Origin of the sequence: Arthrobacter silviterrae, assembly GCF_011045165.1 — a bacterium.
GTDB classification, from domain to species: domain Bacteria; phylum Actinomycetota; class Actinomycetes; order Actinomycetales; family Micrococcaceae; genus Specibacter; species Specibacter silviterrae.
Map to the genome: position 1 here is coordinate 159,116 of NZ_JAAKZI010000002.1, position 20,186 is coordinate 179,301.

Genomic DNA, 20,186 nt, shown 5'->3' on the forward strand with positions numbered 1-20,186 from the left:
TTCGCCGAGCGGGCATTTAACGTGGATGTTGCGCCGCAACATGCCCGTTAAGTGCCCGTTGGCGCGAGGGGGGGGTGATGGATACCCGACGCCGGATCGCGGGCCACCGGCTGTTATAGGAGCTTTCCGCCGGACGCTTCCAAGTAGCAGCTTCCGCACAGGGACTCGTACCAGACGTCCGCCCCATCAATGGCGACCTGGTCGCCGTCGAACACTATGTCCTCACCCACGCGCCGGGTGTTGAACAGGGCCTTTCGCCCGCACCGGCAGATGGTTTTCAGCTCCTCGAGCGAATGCGCAATCTCCAGCAGGCGGGCGGCGCCCGGAAACGCCCTGGTGCGGAAGTCCGTGCGCAGCCCGTAGGCAATGACGGGCACGCGGTCCAGGACGGCAATCCGGAACAGGTCGTCAACCTGCGAGGGCGTCAGGAACTGGGCCTCGTCCACCAGCAGGCAGGCCACCGGCGGCACCTGGACGTGCTCCAGCAGGGCATCGGGGTCGTCGCCCGCCGCCTGCGCAGCGAAGACGGCCCGGGCGTCGTCGTCCGGCTGGATGAGGAAGTCCACGTTGCGGGTCATGCCAAGCCGGGACACGATTTCCCCGGCACCCTTGGTGTCGATCCCCGGCTTGGCCAGCAGCACCCGCTGGCCGCGCTCCTCATAGTTGAAGGCAACCTGCAGCAGCCCGGTCGACTTGCCGGAATTCATCGCGCCGTGGCGGAAGTAAAGCTTGGACAAAACGGCCTTTCAAATTGTGGCAGGGTCCGGTGGCGGTGCCGGAGGACCGCCATTTTCCATCGGGCTGTCCGACGCGTCGGCCGCAGGCGGCCTTGGGCGTCTCCTTTACGCCGGACTACAAAAATGCCGGCCCCTCCGGCGGAGGCGCCGCGCGGGGCGTGCTACTCGAGGCCGAGTTCGTCCTTGCCGAAGGCGAACAGGTAGGGGACGCCGGCCTCTGTTTCGATGCGTTCCTTGGCGCCGGTGTCGCGGTCCACGATGACGGCGACGGCTTGGATGTTGCCGCCAGCCTTCCGCACGCCTTCGACGGCGGCCAGTGCGGAACCGCCCGTGGTCGAGGTGTCTTCGAGCACCACCACGCGGCGCCCGTCAACGCCGGGGCCTTCCACCTGGCGGCCCATGCCATAGGACTTCTGCGCCTTGCGGACCACGAACGCATCGACGGCCCGGCCGGCGTCGGCCGCGGCATGCATGAGGGCGGTGCCCACGGGGTCTGCCCCCATCGTCAGCCCGCCTGCCGTCTCAAACTCAATGCCGGCGTCGTCCAGCATGGCCAGCATGACCCGGCCGGCCAGGCGGGAGGCTTCGTGGTGGAGGGTGATGCGGCGCAGGTCGATGTAGTAGTCGGCTTCCTTGCCGGAAGAGAGGATCACCTTGCCGCGGACCACGGCCAGTTCCTTGATGAGTTCGAGCAGGCGGGCGCGGTCGGCGGCAAAAGTCTGGGTCATGGCCTCCATTCTAAATGGTTGCCGGGCACGCCCGCGGCACGCCGGCGGACGCGGACGCTGACGCAAAGGAACGGCCCGCGCAATGTAACGCGCAGGCCGTCCCCTTGGATCAATGAAGCATCGCTTCTAGCCGTCGGCACCGGCCGGGGTTGTGGTGGTGGTGAAGCCTTCCAGCTTGTTCGCGGCAATCGCGTACTTGTTGGTGAAGGTGCCGGCAATGGTGACCTTGGAGGTGTCCACGCCGTTGCCCTTCTCCATGGCGAAGATGACCTTCGGGCCGCCTGCAGGCATGATGCCGTCAGGCAGGAACTGTCCCTTGTCCGTGGTCAGCCCGGCAACGTACTGGTCCTTGCTGATGGTGCTGTTCTGGACGTACGACGACGGCAGCTTGTCCGCGATGTCCGCTGCGGTGTGCGTGTTGATCCAGTGCATGGTCGCGACCAGGGCGTCCACCACCTTCTGCGCGGCGTCCTCGTGGTCCTTAACCCAGCTGGCGTTGGCCAGCAGCCCGGCAGCAGGCCAGTCGCCGCCCAGCGCCTTCGTGGCACCGGCCGAGGTGGCCAGGTCGACGGCGGTGTAGGCCAGCTTCTTGCTCTCCAGCGCCCCGACGGTGGGTTGCGTGGTCATGACACAGTCCGCGGACTTGCGCTGGATGGCGGCGATGGCGGTGGAGCCTGCGCCGACGGCGAGGGTGTGGTAGTCCTTCTTGGTGATGCCGGCCTGCGAGGCCACGAACTGGGTCAGTTCGTCGGTGCCGGAGCCAAGGTCCGTGACGCCCATGGTCTTGCCCTTGAAGTCCGCCGGGGAGTGGACGCCGCTGTCCGTGCCGCACATGACACGCTCACCCGGGGCGCCGGAAAGCTGGACCAGGTTGATGACGTCCTTGCCCTTGGCCTGGAAGTCCACGGTGTGGACGTACCAGGCGCCGGCCATGTCAACCTGCCCGGACGCCATGGCGTCCTCGGCGCCGACGCCACCGTTCTGCTCCGTGGAAAGCTCCACGTTGACGCCGTACTTCTTGTAGTACCCCAGCTGCTGGGCCAGCTCGTAGGGCAGGTAGATCTGCTTGTCGATGCCGCCCACCATCATTTTGACGGTGGGAACCGAGGCTGCTGCACCGTTGCTGCCGCCTGCGGTGCTGCCGCCGCCACAGGCCGCCAGGCTGAGCGCCAGTGCGCCGGTTGCGGCGACGGCATAGATCTTGTTCTTGTTCATGGTTTTGTTCCTTTGGTTGATGCGAAGAATAAAAGAATTGGCTGGCGAAAAAAGAAGCTGCGGACCTTAGATGGCCTGTGCCTCGGAACGGCTCGGCGGGCGCCACTTCAGCAGGGTGGACTCCAACAGGCTGATGAGGTATTCCGCGCCCAGCGTGACCACGGCGATGATCACCATGCAGGCGAAGACCGTGTTGGGGTCGAAGGTGCCCTGGGCCTGGCTGATGATCAGCCCCACGCCGTGCTGGGCACCCAACACCTCTGCCACCAGCGCACCGATGATCGCGAAGCCGAAGGCCGTGTGCAGGCTGGCGATGATCCAGGTCATGGCCGACGGGATAGTCACGTGCATGGCCACCTGGAGCGGCGAGGCACCCAGGACACGCACGTTCGAGACCAGGTTTTGGTCCACCTCGCGGACACCCTGGAAGGCGTTGAAGAACACCACGAAGAACACCAGGACTGCGGCCAGGAGCACTTTCGGGCCCATGCCGAGCCCGAAGGCCACGATGAAGATCGAGCCCAGAACGATGCGGGGAATGGAATTGACGATCCGGATGTACGGGCCGACAACGTCCGACAGGTACCGGTTGGAGCCCAGCAGGATCCCCAGAATGACGCCGGCCAGGGTGCCGCCGAGGAAGCCTAGCAGCGCCTCCTGCACCGTGATCCACAGGTTCTCCCAGATGCTGCCGAAGGCCGTGCCGTCGGTGAAGAGCTTGACCAGGCTGTTCCAGACTTCAGTTGGCTGGCCGAAGAAGAACTTGTCCACCCAGCCAACCGCTGTGAACCACTGCCAACCGCCAAGAACGACGACGGCGAGCATGATCCGGCCGATCCAGATCCACGTGTTGCGGAGCGTCACGGCGCGGTGGGCCGCGGCCTTCAGTTCGGCCTCCTGCTCCTGTACCAGGGGGGCGTTATGCGTTATTGAGGTCATGCTGACACACCTGCCGTCTGCTTGTAGGCCCGGTCCACTTCATCCTTCAGGGACGACCAGATCTGCCCCTGCAGCTCCAGGAAGCGCTTCTCGTGCCGGATTTGCTGTACATCCCCGCGCGGCCTGGGCAGGTCGATGTTGAAGACGTTCTTGATGGAGCCGGGGCTGCTGGTCATGATGACCACCTTGTCGGCAAGCGCCACGGCCTCGTCGAGGTCGTGGGTGATGAACAGCACCGAGGGGCGCAGGCCCTCCCACAGCTGCAGGAGCTCGTTTTGCATGATGGCCTTCGTCTGGACGTCGAGGGCACCGAACGGTTCGTCCATGAGCAGGATCCGCGGGTTGTTGATCAGTGCCGCAGCCATGGCCACGCGCTTGCGCATGCCGCCGGAGAGCTGGTGGGGGTAGCGGTCCTCAAAGCCGGCCAGGCCAACGCGGCGCAGCCAGTCCATGGCAAGCTTGGTGGCTTCCTTGCGCGGGGTGCCGAGCAGGACCGGGCCGATCAGGACGTTGTTCAGGACAGTCTTCCAGGGGAAGAGTGCGTCCGCCTGGAACATGTAGCTGACGCCGTTGGTGATGCCTTCAACAATGTTTCCACCTACGGTCACGGAGCCGGCGCTGGGGTGTTCCAGGCCGGAGACCTGGGCCAGCGTGGTGGACTTCCCGCAGCCTGTGGGCCCCACGATGGCGCAAAACTCGCCCGGTTCAACCGTGAGCGAGACGTCACGGATGGCCGTGAATGTTTCCCCCTTCGGCGTAAGGTAGCGCTTGGTCAGGCCGTGGATTTCAATTCGGGCCCGGTCGTCTCCGCCGCCCCCGCCTTGGTCCGTGGGCGTGCCGCCCCTTCGTTGTAATTCTGACACCGTTGTCACTGTTTCCCTTCCTTGCCATTGGCTCGCGTACGTGAGTCGGATCACATAAACTATGACGAGCTTAGAAAGTGATGGTCAGTGGCAAAAGACTTCAGTAAGTTGTGCAACTTAAACGCAAAAGTGCACGTTTTGTGCATTTTCTGCAAGGGGCACCCGCTGCGGGTTGGAGCAGGTCTCCGGTGAGCCGGATCTCCTCGCAAGCCACCCGCCGATTCCGGCGCCGGTCCATGACCTTGACCACCCAGATCCTGCTCAGCATGCTCTCCCTGCTGGTCCTCGCGGTGGTGTTGGGCGCCGTCCTTTTCACCGTGGTCAGCAACGGGACGCTGGACCGGCAGTACCAGCTCCGGGCGCTGGGCATCGCCACCACCACAGCTGCCATGCCGGAGGTCCGCACGGCACTGGCCGCGGGGGATCCCCACCATGACATTGAGGCGTTGGCCAAGCAGATCGTGGCGGCCGCCAATCCGTCCTATGTGGTGGTCACCGACCGCAACGGCATCCGCTATTCCCATCCGAATCCTGCCCTGATCGGCCACAAGCTGGAGGAGCCGGTGGCCGTCCTGGACGGAAAGTCACACCTTGGCTTTGACCAGGGCAGCCTGGGCCTGTCGGCCAACGCCAAGGCGCCAATCTTCGGCACGGACGGCGCCGTGATTGGCGAAGTGTCCGTGGGAATCCTGGACACCAGGGAACAGGACGACCAGGCGGCCACCATGTGGCTTATCGCCGGCTTTTCGGCGCTGGTGCTGCTCCTGAGCGTGGGCGGCTCGCTGCTTTTGTCCAGGCGGATCAAGCGCGTCACCTTCAACCTCGAACCGGCAGAGATCGCCTTCCTGCTGCAGGAACGCGAGGCCCTGCTGCACGGAATCCGGGAGGCCGTCGTCGGGCTGGACGACGACGGCAAGGTGACGGTCATCAACGAGGAGGCGCGGCGGCTGCTCAAGGTGGAGGAGACGGCCCTGGGCACGCCTGTTGCCGAGCTGGTCCCCGAGGGCCGGCTGCGCCAGCTCCTCACCGGCACGCTCGACGGCGTCGACCAGGTGGTGCTGACGGAGGACGCCCTCCTGGTGGTCAACCGCATGCCAGTCTCGGTTGGCGGGCGAAGCATAGGCTCGGTCATCACCCTGCGCGACCGCACCGAAATCGAGGGACTGGTCAGGGACCTGCACTCGGTCCAGGGGCTCATGGAGGCCATGCGCGCCCTGGAACACGAGTACGCCAACCGCCTCTACGTGGTGGACGGGCTGCTGGAGCTGGGCGAGGTGGAGCAGGCCAAGAGCTATGTTGCCCAGCTTTCCACCACCTCGCGTTCCCTGGGCGAGGGGCTGCGTTCACGGATCGCGCCGCCGGAACTGGCCGCGCTGCTGCTGGCCAAGATCACGGTTGCTGCCGAGCAGGACGTGGAGATCGAGGTGACTTCCGACTCCCGGCTGGAACGGCCGCCGGCCCTGGCCACGGAGGTGGTGACGATTGTGGGCAACCTGCTGGACAACGCCATTGACGCGCTGGCCAACACGCCGCGGCCGCGCACCGTCACCATCCACCTGGACGACGCCGTCGGCGTTTTCATCTCGGTCCGGGACAACGGCCCCGGCGTCCCGGCGGACCAGATCGACGCCGTGGTGGTGGACGGCTACTCCACCAAGGACACCCGGCCGGGCATGCGCAGGGGCATCGGGCTGGCACTGGTGGCGCGCATTGTCCACGGGGCAGGAGGCACCCTCGACATTTTCCCGGGTCCGGGCGGTAACTTTGAGGTATGGCTGCCGGCAGCCCCGGACGCCACAAACCAGACAGGGACCGACGATGATTAAGACACTGGTGGTCGACGACGACTTCCGGGTGGCCCGCATCCATGCCGCCAGGGTGGCCCGGGTGGAGGGCTTTGAATGCGTGGGGGAGGTGTACAGCGCCGCCGCGGCGCGGGAGGCCATTGCCCGGCTGTCCCCCGACCTGCTCCTCCTCGACGTGCACCTGCCGGATGAGGACGGACTGTCCCTGCTGCGGTCCCTGCAGGCTGCGGGCACGGAGGTTGACTGCATCATCATCACCGCCGCACGGGACCTGGCCACGGTCCGTTCCGCCATGAGCAGCGGCGCCGTCTATTACCTGGTCAAGCCGTTCAGCTTTGAGCAGCTGCGCACACAGTTGGAGGCCTACCAGAGGTGGCGCCAGGAGCTGGACTCGGCCCCGTCGGCCAGCCAGGCAGTTGTCGACAGCCTGTACCACACCCGGTCCGCCGCGGTTCGCCCCGCTGCGCCCGGCCCCAGGCTCCAGCCCACCATGCAAAAAGTGCTCGACGCCGTCCGTGCTGCGGGCGGGCCCATCAGTGCGGCGGAAATCGCCGAAAGCCTTGGGGTCAGCCGGCCCACGGCCCAGCGCTACCTGGGCGCCCTGGAGCGCAAGAACCTGGTGGCGCTTGAGCTCAGCTACGGCAACACGGGCCGGCCGCTCAATTCCTACACCATCATTTAGGGGCCGCGTTGCGCGCTCAGCGGGTGCGGCGGGATCCGCCGGTGCGCGTGGAAGCCACGCTCAGCGGGGGTCCAGCATGACCTTCATGGCCGAGCCGCTTTTGAGCACTTCAAAAGCCTCTTCCCACCTCTCCAGCGGATATGACCCGGTGACCACGGCGTCCAGGTCAAGGGCGCCGGAGGCCATGAGCCGGATGGCTGTCTCCCAGGACTGCGGGGTGGAGGCAAAGCCGCTGGACATGACCAGCTCCTTGTAGAGCAGCAGGTCCAGCGGCACTGTGACGTCCCGGCCAAAGATGCCGACGCCCACATAGTGGCCGCCGCGCCGGGCGCTGCGCATGGCCACCGTGGCACCGCCGCCCGAACCGGAACATTCCACGGCCACGTCGAAGGAATCCTCCGCAGGCCTTGCATCAAGGACGTCAAAACCGGCTGCGGCGCACACAGCCAGCCGGGCCGAGTCGGCCGGCAGGCCGCTCACGGTGACCGCCGCGCCCTGGGCGCGGGCTACCTGGGCGGCCAAAAAGCCCATGGGTCCGGGGCCCACCACCAGCACTGTGTCCCCCACCCGCACGGACGACTGCACCACCAGGCACTGGGCCACGCAGGCCAGCGGTTCCGCCAGCGCGCCGGCCAGCTCACTGACATTTGCTGGGACGGCATGCAGGTTGATGGCCGGGACAAGCACCTGGCGGGCAAATCCGCCGTCGACCATGGACCCGAGGGAATCCCTCCGGGCGCACAGGTTCCGGCGCCCGGCCCGGCACATGCTGCACCGCTCGCAGGTGCGGAAGTAGGTCTCCACGGCCACGCGCCGGCCCAGCCAGGCCTTGTCCGAGGGGCTGCCCACGGCACTGACCGTGCCCGTGATCTCGTGCCCCATGGTGACCGGCGGGCGGGAGGGGTACTCGTCGTGCATGATGTGCAGGTCGGTGCCGCAGATGCCCACGGCCGCCACGTCCACCACCGCCTCCCCCGGCCCGGCAACGGGCTCCGGGCGCGCCGCCAGCATCACGCCGGCGGCGCCGGCTGCCATCTTGGCCAGTCCTTGCATGGTTCCTCCTCCGCGTGCCGGGCCGGCCCCCTGCCGGCGCCGCGCCTCACCACTCGGCAAATGAGCCGTCCGCATGCCGCCAGACGGGGCCGCGCCATGCATGGCCGCGCTTGTCGGCCGCACGCACGGCCTTTTCGTCCACCTCGATGCCCAGGCCCGGGCCCAGCAGCCGTTCAAAGTGGCCGTCCACGAACTTCAGGGGCTCCTTGTCCAGCACGTAGTCCAGCACCTCGGCGCCCTTGTTGTAATGGATGCCGATGCTTTGTTCCTGGATCAGGAAGTTCGGCGTGGCAAAGCCCACCTGGAGGCAGGCGGCGAGCGCCAGCGGCCCCAGAGGGCAGTGCGGGGCCAGCTGCACGTCGTAAACCTCCGCGAGCGAGGCGATCTTGCGCACCTCGGTGATCCCGCCGGCGTGGGAAAGGTCCGGCTGGGCCACGGCAATGCCGGCCTGCAGGGCGGGCAGGAATTCCTGCCGGTTGTACAGCCGCTCCCCCGTGGCCACGGGGATGGTGGTGCTGGAGGTGAATTCGCGCAGCAGGTGCGAGTTCTCAGGCACCACGGGCTCCTCCAGGAAGAACGGCCGGAAGGGTTCCAGCAGGGGCGCCACCTTGCGGGCGTTGGCCAGCGTGAAGCGGCCGTGGAAGTCCACGGCGACGTCCCGGTGTTCGCCCAGCACTTCCCGCGCGGCAGCCACCCGGCGCACCACGCCGTCGAGCTCGGCAACCGTACCCAGCCGGGACATGCGGCCGCTGGCGTTCATCTTCACGGCCGTCAGCCCCACCTCAAGCTGGGCGGCAATGGAGTCCGCCACCTGGTCCGGCTCATCCCCGCCCACCCAGCCATAGACGCGGATCCTGTCGCGGACGTGCCCGCCCAGCAGCTGGTGCACGGGAGTGTTGAAGTGCTTCCCGGCAATGTCCCACAGCGCCTGGTCCAGGCCGGAGACGGCGCTGGAAAGGATGGGGCCGCCGCGGTAGAACGATCCCTTGGTCATGACCTGCCAGTGGTCCTCGATCCGCAGCGCATCGGCGCCGAGGAGCACTTCGGCGAGCTGTTCGACGGCGGTGCGCACGGTTTCGCTGCGCCCCTCACACGTGGCCTCGCCCCAGCCCACAATGCCGCCGGCCGTTTCGATGCGGACAAACAGCCAGCGCGGGGGCACCATGAATGTTTCAACCCTGGTGATCCGGGTGTCCATGCTGCCGCCGGTCACTTGATGGCCCCCGCCGTCATGCCGGAGACAATGTACTTTTGCGTGAACAGGGCAATAACCATGATGGGCACGGTGACCACGGTGGCCGCGGCCATGAGCCCGCCCCAGTCGATGCTGGCGTAGGAGACAAAGTCAAAGATGGCCACCGGTAGTGTCTTGGTGCGCGAGCCGGAGAGCACCAGGGCAAACATGAAGTTGTTCCAGGAAAAGATGAACGCCAGGATTCCCGCCGTCGCCATGCCGCCAATGGACAGGGGCAGGGTGATGTGGCTGAAGGCGCCGATGGGCGTGAGCCCGTCCACCTGGGCCGATTCCTCCAGCTCCAGCGGCATGGAGTCAAAGTAGCTGATCATGATGTACACAATCAGCGGCAGCGCCACGAACATGTGGCTCATGATCAGCACCGTGAAACCGCCCACCATGCGCATGTTGGAGAACACGTAGTACCAGGGCACCAGCAAGGTGATGCCGGGGATGACCCTGGCCATGAGCACCACCAGGGCCGAGCGGTGCATGGTGAACCGGCTCATGGCGTAGGCAGCCGGCACCCCCAGCAGCAGCGACAGGCCCGTGGAGACAAACGCCACCCAGAAGCTGTTGAAGATGTAGATGAAGTAGTTGTTGCGGGTCAGCACGTTGACGTAGTTCTCAAACGTCGGCTTGAAGATGATGGTCTTGGTGGGATCGTAGATGTCCACGTTGGTCTTCAGGGAGGAGGCCACCAGCCAGGCCAGGGGCGCCAGCAGGGCCAGCACGACGACGGCCAGCGCCACCACCCGGAACCAGCCGTAGGCCCGCACCCCTGCCGGCTTGCGGCGCTGTGCGGCCACGGGCCTGGCATGTTCTGCTTGCAGCGACAGATGTGACATCTAGTTCTGTCCTTTCCGGCGGCGGGTCAGGATCCACATGAACCCAATGATGATGAGGAAGAAGATAATCAGGACGGCGGAGGACATCCCGTATTCGTTGTAGTCAAAGCTGAGCCCATAGGCGTACACGTTCAGTGTCTCCACCTCGTGGAAGGACCCGCCGCCCTTGCCCTTGGTGGCATACAGGATGTCGAAGGTCTTCAGGGCGTCAATGCTGCGCAGCAGCACAGCCACTATGACGGTTGCCTTCAGCAGCGGCAGCGTGACCAGGAAGAAGCGCTGCCAGGCGTTGGCGCCGTCAACGCGGGCGGCCTCGTCGGTTTCCTCCGGCAGGGACGTCAGCCCGGCCAGCAGGATCAGCACCACCATGGGGGTCCACTGCCAGATGTCCATGAAGATGGTGGTGGGCAGTGCCGTGGCCTGGCCGGACAGCCAGGGCTGCGGCGGAATGCCCACCCAGGACAGCATCTGGTTGGCGAAGCCCATGTTCGGGTCAAAGATCAGCCGCCACATCATGCCGACGGCCACGGGGGTGGCCACGAGGGGCAGCAGGATCGCCACCCTGACCCATTTTTCGCCGCGGAAGGGGCGCCACAGCAGCAGGGCAATCATCATTCCCAGCACCATTTCAACCACCAGCGCGGTGGCCGTGAAGTACACCGTGCGGCCCACCGCCGGCCAGAACCTGTCAAAGTCCGACAAGACGGTGGTGTAGTTGCCCAGGCCGATGAAGTCCGACGACGCCCGCACCGAGCCGTGCGAATCGGTCAGGCTGAGGTAGAGCGTCCAGCCGAGGGGGAAGATGATCAGCACGCCCACAAAGATCATGGCCGGGGCGGCAAAGAGCCATTTTCGGTGCTTGTTGGCCCAGTCGGAGAAGGACCGTGCGGCAGTCACCTTGGGGGTGTCCACCGGGGTTTTTACGGAAACAGACATGGTTCACCTAGGGAGTTGTCATAGGAGGGCAGTGCCCGGCGGGCCCGGGAGGTGCAGGGCGGGGCAGCTCACTGCGCCCCGCCCTGCGGGTGGTTACTTGTCGGTATCCAGGAACTTCTGGAACGCGGTGTTGGCCGTTGCGGCGGCCCCCGCGGAATCGCCGCCCGTGATGGCGGTGACAATCGGTTCGCCCACAATCTCACGGGCCTTGGCCACGGCGATCACCAGTGGACGGTCGTGCCCAATGCCGTGCTCGGCGCTGAAAGCGATGGCCTCGCCCAGGTCCTTCGGGTAGGTGGACGTGCCGGCCGGATCGGCCCAGACCGACGACCGCGGGCCGGGGACGCCGGCCTTCTGGGCTGCCAGGGTGCGGGCCTTGGAGGTGGCCCACTGGATGAACTTCCAGGCGTTGTCCTTGTTGCCGGAGGCGTCATTGATACCCAGGGCCCAGGACGGAACGTTGTACGGCTTGGACCCTGCGGGCCCGGCCGGGAGGGCGGCAAAGCCCACCTTGTCAGCCACCTTGGACTTGGCCGTGTCGGTGGCATTCTTGTACAGGGAATCGGCTTCGGTGTAGAAGACAGCGTTGCCCTGGGTGAAAATGGCCATGGCCTCCGGCCAGCTCATGTCCGTGCTGACATTCGCCGGTCCATGGTTGTGGAGCAGCCCGCCGTAAAAGGCGTAGGCTGCCTTGGCTTCGGGCGTGTCAAGCGACGCCTTGCCGGACCCGTCGATGAAGTCGCCGCCGAAGCTGTACAGGAAGCTGGAGAACTGTGTGACGGCTGCGGACTTGTTGGTGCGCGCCACGAAACCCGCCACGCCCTTGTTGGCGGCGGAGACCTTCTTGGCCGCGGCTTCGAGCTCTTCCATGGTCTTCGGCACTGCCACGCCGGCAGCCTCCAAGAGGTCCTTGCGGTAGTACAGGACTTCGCGCTCGGTGATGATGGGCACGCCCACCACCTTGTTTTCAAATGTTGTGGAGGACACTGGGCCCTTTTGGAAGTCGGCCCAGTCCCACGCGGCATCCGACTTCACGTTGCTGCTCAGGTCGGCAAGGTACTTGTTCTTGGCGAAGAGCTTGCCCTCCTGCAGCGGGCGGTACATCATCACGTCGATCTCGTTGGTGCCGGCGTTGAGCTTGACGTTGTACTGGTCGGAGAGCTGGTCCTCGCCCAGCTGGGTCAGCTCCACCTTCAGGCCGGAGTCTTTTTCAAATTCAGGGATGGCTGCCTTGATGCCCTCCGTCCATACGTGGTTGGCCAGCGTGACACGCAAGGTGCCGGTGGCCTTTGAGTCGGTGCCGCCACAGGCGGCAACACCAAACGGAACAACTACAGCCACAGCCAAAAGCTGCAGTACAGAGCGTCGCTTCATTACGACTTCCCTTTCGATGAGGCCGGAACCGAAGTTCCAAACAGTTCGCTGGCATTCAAAAACATATGCCGTATTTGTGATGCTAGTCTCATAAAACATACTTATCAAGAGTCGAGACCGAATCGATATGATGCTTCAATGACCGCTCCCCACAGCGCCGCGCCAGCGCCAGTCCCAGGCATGCCGCGCGAATACCTCCATTCATCACTGGTGGACAAGCTGGGCCTGGCCATCGTGACAGGGGAGTTTCCCGTGGGTGCCGTCCTGAGCGTCGAGGAATTGGAATCGCGCTACGGCGTGTCCCGGTCGGTGGTCCGCGAAGTCATTCGGGTGCTTTCCTCGCTGGGGCTGCTGGCTTCCCGCCGGCGCCTGGGCACGCTGGTGCAGCCCCAGTCCGCCTGGAATCTGTACGATCCGCACGTCATCCGGTGGCGCCTTGCGTCGGGCAGCCGGCTCGAGCAGTTGCGCAGCCTGGGCGAACTGCGCTCCGCCGTCGAACCCATGGCCGCCAAACTGGCAGCCGCGCGCGCCAGCTTCACTCAGGCCAGCGACCTGGTGGCCCTGTCCGCGAAGATGTGGGCTTCGGGGCAGGCCTCGGACCTTGAGACGTTCCTGAAACTTGACGTCGAGTTCCACGCAAAGCTGCTGGAGGCATCGGGGAATGAAATGTTTGCCCAGCTTAATTCCCTGGTCACGGAGGTCCTGAAGGGCCGCATTGAGCACGGCCTCATGCCCCACAGCCCCAACCACCACGCCATGGGCTTCCATTCCGATGTGGCCAATGCGGTCCAGCGCGGCAACGGTGACGCCGCACAGGCCGCAATGACCAAGATAGTGGAGCAGTCCATGGATGAAATGGGCGTCATCTGGTCCCAAATCCACGGCGTCGAGGAAGCGTAAATCCGCAGGCAGTCTTGCCCGGGCCGGGGCCGGGCGTGCAACACCCCCGAAACATGGAAGCGATACCCTTTTGACATGCGCGAACTACAGGCACAAATCATTGCAGAACTGGGCGTCCGGCCAGCCATCGATCCGGCAGCGGAAATTGCCCGGCGGGTGGAGTTCCTCAAGGACTACCGGGCCTCCACCGGCACCAACGGCTTCGTGCTGGGCATCAGCGGTGGCCTCGATTCCACGCTGGCAGGCCGCCTGGCCCAGCTGGCCGTGGAGGAGCTCGCTGCCGAGGGCACTGACGCCACCTTCATCGCCGTCCGCCTGCCCTACGGCGTCCAGCATGACGAGGACGACGCCCGGGCCGCACTGGACTTCATCAAGCCCCAGGTGGAGCGGACGTTCAACATCGCCCCGGCCGTGGACAGCTTCGAGGCCGAGTTCGCCAGGGGCGGCACCACGGATCTTTCAGACTTCAACAAGGGCAACATCAAGGCCCGCTCCCGCATGGTGGCCCAGTATGCGCTGGCCGGCCAGGGAAACCTGCTGGTGATCGGCACTGACCATGCGGCGGAGTCCGTCACCGGGTTCTTCACCAAGTTTGGCGACGGCGGCGCGGACATCCTGCCGCTGTTCACCCTGAACAAGCGCCAAAACCGGGCCCTCCTGAAGGAGCTGGGCGCCCCGGAAAAGCTGTGGGGCAAGGCACCCACAGCGGACCTGCTCGACGGCGTCCCCGGGCGCACGGACGAGGACGAGCTGGGCATCAGCTACGACGACATCGACGACTACCTCGAGGGCCGGGACATTGCCCCGGAGGCTGCTGCGAACATAGAACGCCGCTACCTGCAAAGCCGCCACAAGCGCACCACCCCCGTGTCCGTGCTGGACACCTGGTGGAAATAGGGGCAGCCCGGCGGGGGCTGCGCGTATATTCAAGGTGACAAGGAACACCGTCTTTCGACGCCGAAAGGTGAACACCATGAACGTCACTGAAGAATTCCGCGCGGCCCGCAACAAGCTGCTGGAAATGCGCCTGGACAACGCCCGGGCACAACGGGAGTTCACATGGCCGGCGTTCACCGAGTTCAACTTTGCGCTGGACTGGATCGACGCGATCGCCCGCGACCCCGCCACGGGGAACAACCCCGCACTGGTCATCGTGGAACAGGACGGCACCGCCACCAGGCGCAGCTTCTCGGAGCTGTCCCAACGCTCAAACCAGGTGGCCAACTGGCTGCGGAGCCACGGCATCCGGCGCGGCGAGCACATGATCATCATGCTGGGCAACCAGGTGGAGCTGTGGGAAGTGATGCTGGCCTGCATCAAGCTGGGCGTTGTCATGATCCCCACCACCACCATGATGGGCCCGGCGGACCTGCGCGACAGGGTGGAGCGCGGCGGTGCCCACTGGGTAACGGCGCGCGCCGAAGACGCCCCCAAGTTTGCCGACGTGCCCGGGGACTACACCCTGGTGGGCGTCGGCGCCGGCAGCACGGATGCGGAGGCCGGGCGGCCGGTCCTCGACTTCGCGGATTCGGCCGGGAGCCCGGAAAACTTCACCCCGGACGCCCCCACCAAGGCAGACGAAACCATGCTGCTCTACTTCACCTCCGGCACCACGTCCAAGGCCAAGCTGGTGGAGCACACGCACACCTCCTATCCCGTGGGCCACCTCTCCACCATGTTCTGGATCGGTCTGGAGCCGGGCGACGTCCACCTCAACGTTGCCTCCCCCGGCTGGGCCAAGCACGCCTGGTCCAATGTGTTCACACCGTGGATCGCCGAGGCCTGCGTGTTCATCTACAACTACACGCGCTTTGACGCCGCCGCCCTCATGGCCCAGATGGACGCCGAACATGTCACCAGCTTCTGCGCCCCGCCCACCGTGTGGCGCATGCTCATCCAGGCGGACCTGACCCTGCTGAAGCACCCGCCCACCAAGGTCGTCTCGGCCGGCGAACCGCTCAATGCCGAGGTCATCGGGCAGGTGGAGCGTGCCTGGGGCCAGCTGATCCGCGACGGCTTCGGCCAGACGGAGACCACCGTGCAGGTCGCCAACACGCCCGGCCAGCCCATCAAGATCGGCTCCATGGGCCGCCCGCTCCCGGGCTACGACGTCGTCCTCCTGGACCTGATCACCGGTGAGGAGAAGGACGACGGCGAGCTTTGCCTGCGCTTGGACCCCGCCCCCGTGGGGCTCACCAAGGGCTACTACGGGGATCCGGAGAAGACGGCCAAGGCCTTCCGCGGCGGCTACTACCACACGGGCGACGTTGCCAGCCGGGACGAAAACGGCATCCTGACCTACGTGGGCCGCAGCGACGACGTGTTCAAGTCCTCGGACTACCGCCTCTCTCCCTTCGAGCTGGAGAGCGTGCTCATTGAACACCCGGCCGTGGCCGAGGCTGCCGTGGTCCCGTCGCCCGATGCGCTGCGGCTGAGCGTGCCCAAGGCCTACGTGGTGCTGGCGGCGGCGTATGAACCCAGCGACGCGCTGGCGGGCGAAATTTTCGCCTACTGCCGTGAGCACCTGCCGGCCTACAAGCGGATCCGCCGGCTGGAATTTGCTGAGCTGCCCAAGACCATCTCCGGCAAGATCCGCCGCGTGGAACTGCGGGCCAACGAGGTGGCGCGCCACGGCAGCGGCGGTGCGGTGGCCGGCACACCCACCCCGAACGGCCTGGGCCGTGAATACCTGGACACGGAATTCCTCGAAACCTCCTAAAAACCCTCCCTCATCAAATGGGCACAAACCCCGACCCTCCCTCATCAAATGGCATGTTTTCGCGAACGCTCACTCACCACTTTTTAAAGCTGAGGGAGCGTCGCCGGAAACACCGCGAAACGTGAGGGAGGGCCGCCCCAAACACCGCAAAAGGTGAGGGAGCGTCGGAGTGGGGGAACCTTGGAGGTCGTGGGGGCGCTGGCGGGGAGTGACCTCCTTGACCGATCGACTCGGCCGGAACACGAGTTCTTCAGCTTTAGTTGATAGTTTGAAGGCGTGAAGATTGCGACCTGGAATGTGAACTCGCTGCGTGCCCGTGCCGACCGCGTGGAGGACTGGCTGCGCCGGACCGACGCGGACGTGCTCGCCATCCAAGAGACCAAGTGCAAGGATGAAAACTTCCCTTGGGAGCTCTTTGAAAACAACGGCTACGAGGTGGCCCACTTTGGCTTCAGCCAGTGGAACGGGGTGGCCATCGCCTCCCGCGTGGGGCTCGACGACGTCGAACGCACCTTCCCCGGCCAGCCCGCCTTTGGCAAGGGCGGCAAGGACCCCGTGCAGGAGGCCCGTGCCATTGGCGCCACCTGCAACGGCGTGCGCATCTGGAGCCTGTACGTGCCCAACGGCCGCGCCCTGGATGACGAGCACATGCCGTACAAGCTGAAGTGGCTGGCCGAGCTCAAGGACCAGGCGGCGGGCTGGCTGGCTGCCGACCCCCAGGTCCAGATCGCCCTCATGGGCGACTGGAACATTGCCCCCCAGGACGACGACGTCTGGGACATCGACTTCTTCATCGAACAGGGCCTCACCCACGTCAGCGCCCCCGAGCGGGCGGCCTTCTCCGCGTTTGAAACCGCCGGATTTGCCGACGTCGTCCGTCCCCTGCACCCGGGCCCGGGCGTTTACACCTACTGGGACTACACCCAGCTGCGCTTCCCCAAAAAGGAAGGCATGCGCATCGACTTTGTCATGGCCTCCCCGGCCCTGGCGGCGCGCGTGTCCGGGGCCGAAATCGACCGCGAGGAACGCAAGGGCAAGGGCGCCTCGGACCATGCCCCGGTGATCGTGGAGCTGGGCTAGGCCATGCGCAGTGGGCTGTATTTGGGCGGCGTGCAACTGCCGTTTGTCTCCAGCCTGCGCATCTACCTGCCCCGCGAGGCGTACACGCCGGAACAGTTCGGCTACCTGCGCCAGCGGGTGGAACCGGAACAAAATGCGGTGAGCGTGGACGCCCAGGAGCTGGCGGACTCGCTGGGGCGCGTCAGCAGGCCCAGTGCCAACCCGCTCCCGACGCCGGCCGTGGACAGGGTGCGGGTGCTTCAAATGGATGAGGACGCGCCCCTGCTCTACGCCCCCAACCAGGTGGTGGCGAGGTCCATTGCGGCCACCACTGAACTGCTCTCCGGTCCCCTCGCGCAGCTTGCCAAGCTGGTGGTGCCGGACACCGAATGGGACCGGCACCTGGAACGCCTGGAAACCGTCCCGGGTCCCGGGACCTCCCTGCAAACCCGGGTCTCCACCTGGGGCATCCCCTTCAGCTGGTTTACCCTGGTCTACGCCAACGACCGCATGGAGGTGGTGGAGGCCAACGGCCGCGTCCTCACGGTGCGCATCCAGGTCCCCGTGCCCGTCGCCGTCGAACGGTCCGGGCGGACACTGAAAATGCTGGCGGAAATGGCGCCGGACCTTGACTTGTTCGAGGAACTGGACGAACTCCACGGTTGGCTGGACGGCTTTGACGACGCCGGCGTGGTGGAACTGGACTACGGCCCCGTGGCCAACCGGGTGCACCCGGACGAGTCCCCCGCGGATGTCCACGCCGGCCTGCAGAGCCTGGCCGAAGGGGACCTGACGGGCGCGGCGGCCGCGTACCGCCGCCTGGCCAACCGGTGGATTCCCATCCGGCAGCTGGCCCGCGCAAACTAGGCAAACTAGGCAAACTAGGCGCCCACCGACGTCCGGGGCGGGGCTGTGGACTGCCGTACAACAAGTTCAAAGGGCATGAACCGCTCCCGCACCGAGTCTTTTTTCCCGGCAAGCTCGCCCAGCACCATGGCGGCGGCGGCCCGGCCGTGTTCCCACGGTTTTTGGGCAATGGTGGTCAGCCCGGCGGGCCCGGAAAAGTCATGGTCGTCAATCCCGGCAACGGAGAGTTCCTCCGGCACGCGGATGCCCCGGCGCTGGGCCTCAAAAATGACCCCGAGCGCCATTTCATCCGAGCCGCAAAAAATGGCCGTCGGCAGTTCACCCGGCAGCTCGAAGATCTTGGCCGCGCCCCGGACCCCTTCCGCCACGGTGAAATCGCCGGCAACCATCCATTCCGGCCTCAATTCCAGCCCGGCCCGGGACATGGTTTCCTCAAAGGCCACAGTCCGCAGTGCGGGAACCCTGAAGTTGCGTTCATCCTGGACGCCGCCGTGCAGGTACCCTATCCGGCGATGCCCCAGCCCAATCAGGTGTTCCGTTGCCATAGTCGCGGCAGCGGCGTCGTCAATGTAGACGCCGCTGCACCCCTCCACGGGCCCGCCCACCGACATCAGTGGAATGTCGGTGTGGTGCAGCTGGCGGAGCTCCTCGTCGGAGAGGCCCAGGGAGAGCACCAGCAGCCCGTCGATCTGCTTGCGCACCATGCTTTCGGTGAAGCTGCGCTTTTGCCCGTGCAGGTAGCCGCCAAGGCTGAAGAGCAGCAGGTTGTAGCCGTTGTCCCGAAGGACCTGGTCGATGCCCTCAATGGCGTGCCCAAAGTACCAGCGGTCCACGAACGGCACCAACACCCCCACGGTCCTGGTGCGCCCGCTGGCCAATCCGCTGGCCGACGGCGACGGCACGTACCCCATTGACTCGGCCACGGCCAGGACCTTGGCCCGAGTGGCCTCGCTGACCCGCGGCAAGCCCCGCAGCGCCCGCGAAACCGTCGCAGTGGACACTTGGGCCCGTGCCGCCACGTCGTCAATGCTGACGCCCATGGATTCCGCCCCCTTAAGGTGTGTTGCGACTATCCCCTGCCTGGCATGGTCAGCGCGGGCGCCGCGCCGTGCGGGCCGGGAGCTTGCGTCGCAGCCTGACCATTCCCCACAGCCCGAGCACCAGGGCCAGCAGCCCCATGGCCCACAGCAGGGCCGGCTGCCCCGTGACCTCCATCCAGACGGTGACGGCCAGGACCACCAGGGCCCAGAAGCCCAGGAAGCCGATGATCAAGTCGAAGTCCTCGGCGCTGCGCTGCCGGGAGGCGGGGGCATGCAGCCCCGAATCCTTCTGCTTGCGGCCGGCCATCTACTTCACCGCCCCTGCCGTCAGGCCGGCCACGATCTTGCGCTGGAACACCAGCACCAGGATCACCAGCGGGATGGTCACCACGGTACCTGCTGCCATGACGGCCGTGTACGGTTCCTGGTGAGGCTGCGAGCCGGCAAAGTAGGCGATGGCCACTGTCACCGTTTTCGTGGCCTCGCTGGACAGCTGGCTGGCAATCAGGAACTCATTCCAGGCGCCGATGAAGGCCAGAATGGCAGTGGTGAACACGGCCGGGGCCGCCAGCGGCATGATGACCTTGCGGAAGGCCTCACCCTGCGTGCAGCCGTCAATGCGGGCGGCTTCCTCCAGTTCCCACGGCATTTCGCGGAAGAAGGACGTGAGCGTGTAGACCGTCAGCGGCAGCACGAACGAGATGTTCGGGATGATCAGTGCCTGGTAGGTGCCAAACCAGCCGATGTTGGTGAACAGCTGGAACAGCGGCGTGACGATGGCAACGCCGGGGAACATGGAAGCCCCGAGCACAAAGCCAAGCACCAGGAACTTGAAGCGGAATTCCAGCCGGGCCAGCGCGTAGGCGGCAAACACACCGAACAGCAGGGCCACGGCAGTGGTGACAGTGGCGACAATCAGTGAATTCAGCAGGTTCTGCGCAAAGTGGTTGCCCAGGCTTTCGGAAAACACTGTCGTGAAATTGTCCCAGGTGACGTGCGTGAACCAGGGCGTCGGGTCAAAGGTGTAGCCGACGTCGCGGAACGCCGTGACGATCATCCAGTAGAACGGCAGCAGGCACCAGATAAGGATGATGGCCGCGCTGATGTAGGTGCGGGAGCTGGACCAGCGCTCCCGCCGGCGGGCAACGGACTTTGCCGCCGCCGGGTCCAAGGTTGTGGCGCTCATT

General features: G+C 65.8%; 20 protein-coding genes. 7 read left to right on the forward strand and 13 right to left on the reverse strand.

The window, feature by feature from the left end:
• Positions 1 to 113: 113 nt before the first annotated feature.
• The 5 genes from G6N77_RS02135 to G6N77_RS02155 all read right to left on the reverse strand — a co-directional run bounded on the left by G6N77_RS02135 (position 114) and on the right by G6N77_RS02155 (position 4,491).
• Positions 114 to 737 carry a thymidine kinase gene (locus G6N77_RS02135; protein ID WP_165180351.1) on the reverse strand — a complete coding sequence of 208 codons (624 nt, stop codon included), beginning with the start codon at positions 735 to 737 and terminating at the stop codon, positions 114 to 116.
• A 161-nt stretch (positions 738 to 898) separates the two neighbouring features.
• Positions 899 to 1,465 carry an orotate phosphoribosyltransferase gene (gene pyrE, locus G6N77_RS02140; RefSeq protein WP_370875225.1) on the reverse strand — a complete coding sequence of 189 codons (567 nt, stop codon included), beginning with the start codon at positions 1,463 to 1,465 and terminating at the stop codon, positions 899 to 901.
• A 126-nt stretch (positions 1,466 to 1,591) separates the two neighbouring features.
• Complete coding sequence (locus tag G6N77_RS02145; RefSeq protein WP_165180353.1) at positions 1,592 to 2,680, reverse strand: ABC transporter substrate-binding protein; 1,089 nt, start codon at positions 2,678 to 2,680, stop codon at positions 1,592 to 1,594.
• A 66-nt stretch (positions 2,681 to 2,746) separates the two neighbouring features.
• Complete coding sequence (locus tag G6N77_RS02150; protein ID WP_165180354.1) at positions 2,747 to 3,619, reverse strand: ABC transporter permease; 873 nt, start codon at positions 3,617 to 3,619, stop codon at positions 2,747 to 2,749.
• Complete coding sequence (locus G6N77_RS02155) at positions 3,616 to 4,491, reverse strand: ABC transporter ATP-binding protein (protein WP_205677903.1); 876 nt, start codon at positions 4,489 to 4,491, stop codon at positions 3,616 to 3,618. The genes G6N77_RS02150 and G6N77_RS02155 overlap by 4 nt, the downstream gene beginning before the upstream one ends.
• A gap of 227 nt (positions 4,492 to 4,718) precedes the next feature.
• Here G6N77_RS02155 and G6N77_RS02160 point away from each other — a divergent pair, with 227 nt between their 5' ends.
• The gene (locus G6N77_RS02160; protein WP_165180355.1) at positions 4,719 to 6,308 is read left to right on the forward strand and encodes an ATP-binding protein; all 1,590 of its coding nucleotides are present in this window, start codon (positions 4,719 to 4,721) and stop codon (positions 6,306 to 6,308) included.
• Positions 6,301 to 6,969: a response regulator gene (locus G6N77_RS02165; RefSeq protein ID WP_165180356.1), complete on the forward strand. Its 669-nt coding sequence runs from the start codon at positions 6,301 to 6,303 to the stop codon at positions 6,967 to 6,969. Before G6N77_RS02160 ends, G6N77_RS02165 begins: the two co-directional genes overlap by 8 nt.
• A gap of 60 nt (positions 6,970 to 7,029) precedes the next feature.
• Here the strand turns inward: G6N77_RS02165 and G6N77_RS02170 are convergent, their stop codons facing one another.
• The 5 genes from G6N77_RS02170 to G6N77_RS02190 form a co-directional block, all read right to left on the reverse strand.
• A complete protein-coding gene (locus G6N77_RS02170; RefSeq protein ID WP_165180357.1) occupies positions 7,030 to 8,022 on the reverse strand; it encodes a zinc-dependent alcohol dehydrogenase in 993 nt (330 codons plus the stop codon).
• A 46-nt stretch (positions 8,023 to 8,068) separates the two neighbouring features.
• Positions 8,069 to 9,220, reverse strand: coding sequence for a galactonate dehydratase (gene dgoD, locus G6N77_RS02175; protein WP_165180486.1), 1,152 nt, complete (start codon positions 9,218 to 9,220; stop codon positions 8,069 to 8,071).
• Positions 9,221 to 9,231: 11 nt separating this feature from the next.
• A complete protein-coding gene (locus tag G6N77_RS02180) occupies positions 9,232 to 10,104 on the reverse strand; it encodes a carbohydrate ABC transporter permease (RefSeq protein WP_165180358.1) in 873 nt (290 codons plus the stop codon).
• Complete coding sequence (locus G6N77_RS02185) at positions 10,105 to 11,040, reverse strand: carbohydrate ABC transporter permease (protein ID WP_240901600.1); 936 nt, start codon at positions 11,038 to 11,040, stop codon at positions 10,105 to 10,107. It lies immediately after the preceding gene.
• Between the two features lie 93 nt (positions 11,041 to 11,133).
• Positions 11,134 to 12,414 (reverse strand): ABC transporter substrate-binding protein, encoded by a 1,281-nt coding sequence (locus G6N77_RS02190; RefSeq protein ID WP_165180359.1) that lies wholly within the window; start codon positions 12,412 to 12,414, stop codon positions 11,134 to 11,136.
• Positions 12,415 to 12,552: 138 nt separating this feature from the next.
• Here G6N77_RS02190 and G6N77_RS02195 point away from each other — a divergent pair, with 138 nt between their 5' ends.
• The 5 genes from G6N77_RS02195 (at position 12,553) to G6N77_RS02215 (ending at position 17,959) form a co-directional block, all read left to right on the forward strand.
• On the forward strand, positions 12,553 to 13,314 hold the full coding sequence (locus G6N77_RS02195; RefSeq protein WP_165180360.1) for a FadR/GntR family transcriptional regulator: 762 nt from the start codon (positions 12,553 to 12,555) through the stop codon (positions 13,312 to 13,314).
• A 75-nt stretch (positions 13,315 to 13,389) separates the two neighbouring features.
• On the forward strand, positions 13,390 to 14,211 hold the full coding sequence (nadE, locus tag G6N77_RS02200; RefSeq protein WP_165180361.1) for an ammonia-dependent NAD(+) synthetase: 822 nt from the start codon (positions 13,390 to 13,392) through the stop codon (positions 14,209 to 14,211).
• A gap of 76 nt (positions 14,212 to 14,287) precedes the next feature.
• Entirely contained in the window at positions 14,288 to 16,033 is a 1,746-nt protein-coding gene (locus G6N77_RS02205; RefSeq protein ID WP_165180362.1) for an AMP-binding protein, read from the forward strand.
• A 276-nt stretch (positions 16,034 to 16,309) separates the two neighbouring features.
• The gene (locus G6N77_RS02210) at positions 16,310 to 17,113 is read left to right on the forward strand and encodes an exodeoxyribonuclease III (RefSeq protein WP_165180363.1); all 804 of its coding nucleotides are present in this window, start codon (positions 16,310 to 16,312) and stop codon (positions 17,111 to 17,113) included.
• 3 nt (positions 17,114 to 17,116) lie between these two features.
• Positions 17,117 to 17,959, forward strand: a complete 843-nt coding sequence (locus G6N77_RS02215; protein WP_165180364.1) for a DUF8083 family protein — start codon at positions 17,117 to 17,119, stop codon at positions 17,957 to 17,959.
• 14 nt (positions 17,960 to 17,973) lie between these two features.
• On the opposite strand, the gene G6N77_RS02220 is transcribed toward G6N77_RS02215, so the two are convergent.
• From G6N77_RS02220 to G6N77_RS02230, 3 genes are read right to left on the reverse strand one after another with little or no spacing between them, the layout of a single operon-like run.
• Positions 17,974 to 18,999, reverse strand: coding sequence for a LacI family DNA-binding transcriptional regulator (locus G6N77_RS02220; RefSeq protein ID WP_165180365.1), 1,026 nt, complete (start codon positions 18,997 to 18,999; stop codon positions 17,974 to 17,976).
• 49 nt (positions 19,000 to 19,048) lie between these two features.
• A complete protein-coding gene (locus G6N77_RS02225; RefSeq protein WP_165180366.1) occupies positions 19,049 to 19,306 on the reverse strand; it encodes an NAD(P)(+) transhydrogenase (Re/Si-specific) subunit beta in 258 nt (85 codons plus the stop codon).
• Positions 19,307 to 20,185 (reverse strand): carbohydrate ABC transporter permease, encoded by an 879-nt coding sequence (locus G6N77_RS02230; protein ID WP_165180367.1) that lies wholly within the window; start codon positions 20,183 to 20,185, stop codon positions 19,307 to 19,309.
• Between the last annotated feature and the right edge of the window lies 1 nt (position 20,186).

Bases quoted from the DNA above. Each gene is read 5' to 3' on its own strand.
- pyrE (WP_370875225.1), bottom strand. From the start codon at position 1,465: ATGACCCAGACTTTTGCCGCCGACCGCGCCCGCCTGCTCGAACTCATC.
- G6N77_RS02145 (WP_165180353.1), bottom strand. From the start codon at position 2,680: ATGAACAAGAACAAGATCTATGCCGTCGCCGCAACCGGCGCACTGGCG.
- G6N77_RS02150 (WP_165180354.1), bottom strand. From the start codon at position 3,619: ATGACCTCAATAACGCATAACGCCCCCCTGGTACAGGAGCAGGAGGCC.
- G6N77_RS02160 (WP_165180355.1), top strand. From the start codon at position 4,719: ATGACCTTGACCACCCAGATCCTGCTCAGCATGCTCTCCCTGCTGGTC.
- G6N77_RS02165 (WP_165180356.1), top strand. From the start codon at position 6,301: ATGATTAAGACACTGGTGGTCGACGACGACTTCCGGGTGGCCCGCATC.
- G6N77_RS02170 (WP_165180357.1), bottom strand. From the start codon at position 8,022: ATGCAAGGACTGGCCAAGATGGCAGCCGGCGCCGCCGGCGTGATGCTG.
- dgoD (WP_165180486.1), bottom strand. From the start codon at position 9,220: ATGGACACCCGGATCACCAGGGTTGAAACATTCATGGTGCCCCCGCGC.
- G6N77_RS02180 (WP_165180358.1), bottom strand. From the start codon at position 10,104: ATGTCACATCTGTCGCTGCAAGCAGAACATGCCAGGCCCGTGGCCGCA.
- G6N77_RS02185 (WP_240901600.1), bottom strand. From the start codon at position 11,040: ATGTCTGTTTCCGTAAAAACCCCGGTGGACACCCCCAAGGTGACTGCC.
- G6N77_RS02190 (WP_165180359.1), bottom strand. From the start codon at position 12,414: ATGAAGCGACGCTCTGTACTGCAGCTTTTGGCTGTGGCTGTAGTTGTT.
- G6N77_RS02195 (WP_165180360.1), top strand. From the start codon at position 12,553: ATGACCGCTCCCCACAGCGCCGCGCCAGCGCCAGTCCCAGGCATGCCG.
- nadE (WP_165180361.1), top strand. From the start codon at position 13,390: ATGCGCGAACTACAGGCACAAATCATTGCAGAACTGGGCGTCCGGCCA.
- G6N77_RS02205 (WP_165180362.1), top strand. From the start codon at position 14,288: ATGAACGTCACTGAAGAATTCCGCGCGGCCCGCAACAAGCTGCTGGAA.
- G6N77_RS02215 (WP_165180364.1), top strand. From the start codon at position 17,117: ATGCGCAGTGGGCTGTATTTGGGCGGCGTGCAACTGCCGTTTGTCTCC.
- G6N77_RS02220 (WP_165180365.1), bottom strand. From the start codon at position 18,999: ATGGGCGTCAGCATTGACGACGTGGCGGCACGGGCCCAAGTGTCCACT.
- G6N77_RS02225 (WP_165180366.1), bottom strand. From the start codon at position 19,306: ATGGCCGGCCGCAAGCAGAAGGATTCGGGGCTGCATGCCCCCGCCTCC.
- G6N77_RS02230 (WP_165180367.1), bottom strand. From the start codon at position 20,185: ATGAGCGCCACAACCTTGGACCCGGCGGCGGCAAAGTCCGTTGCCCGC.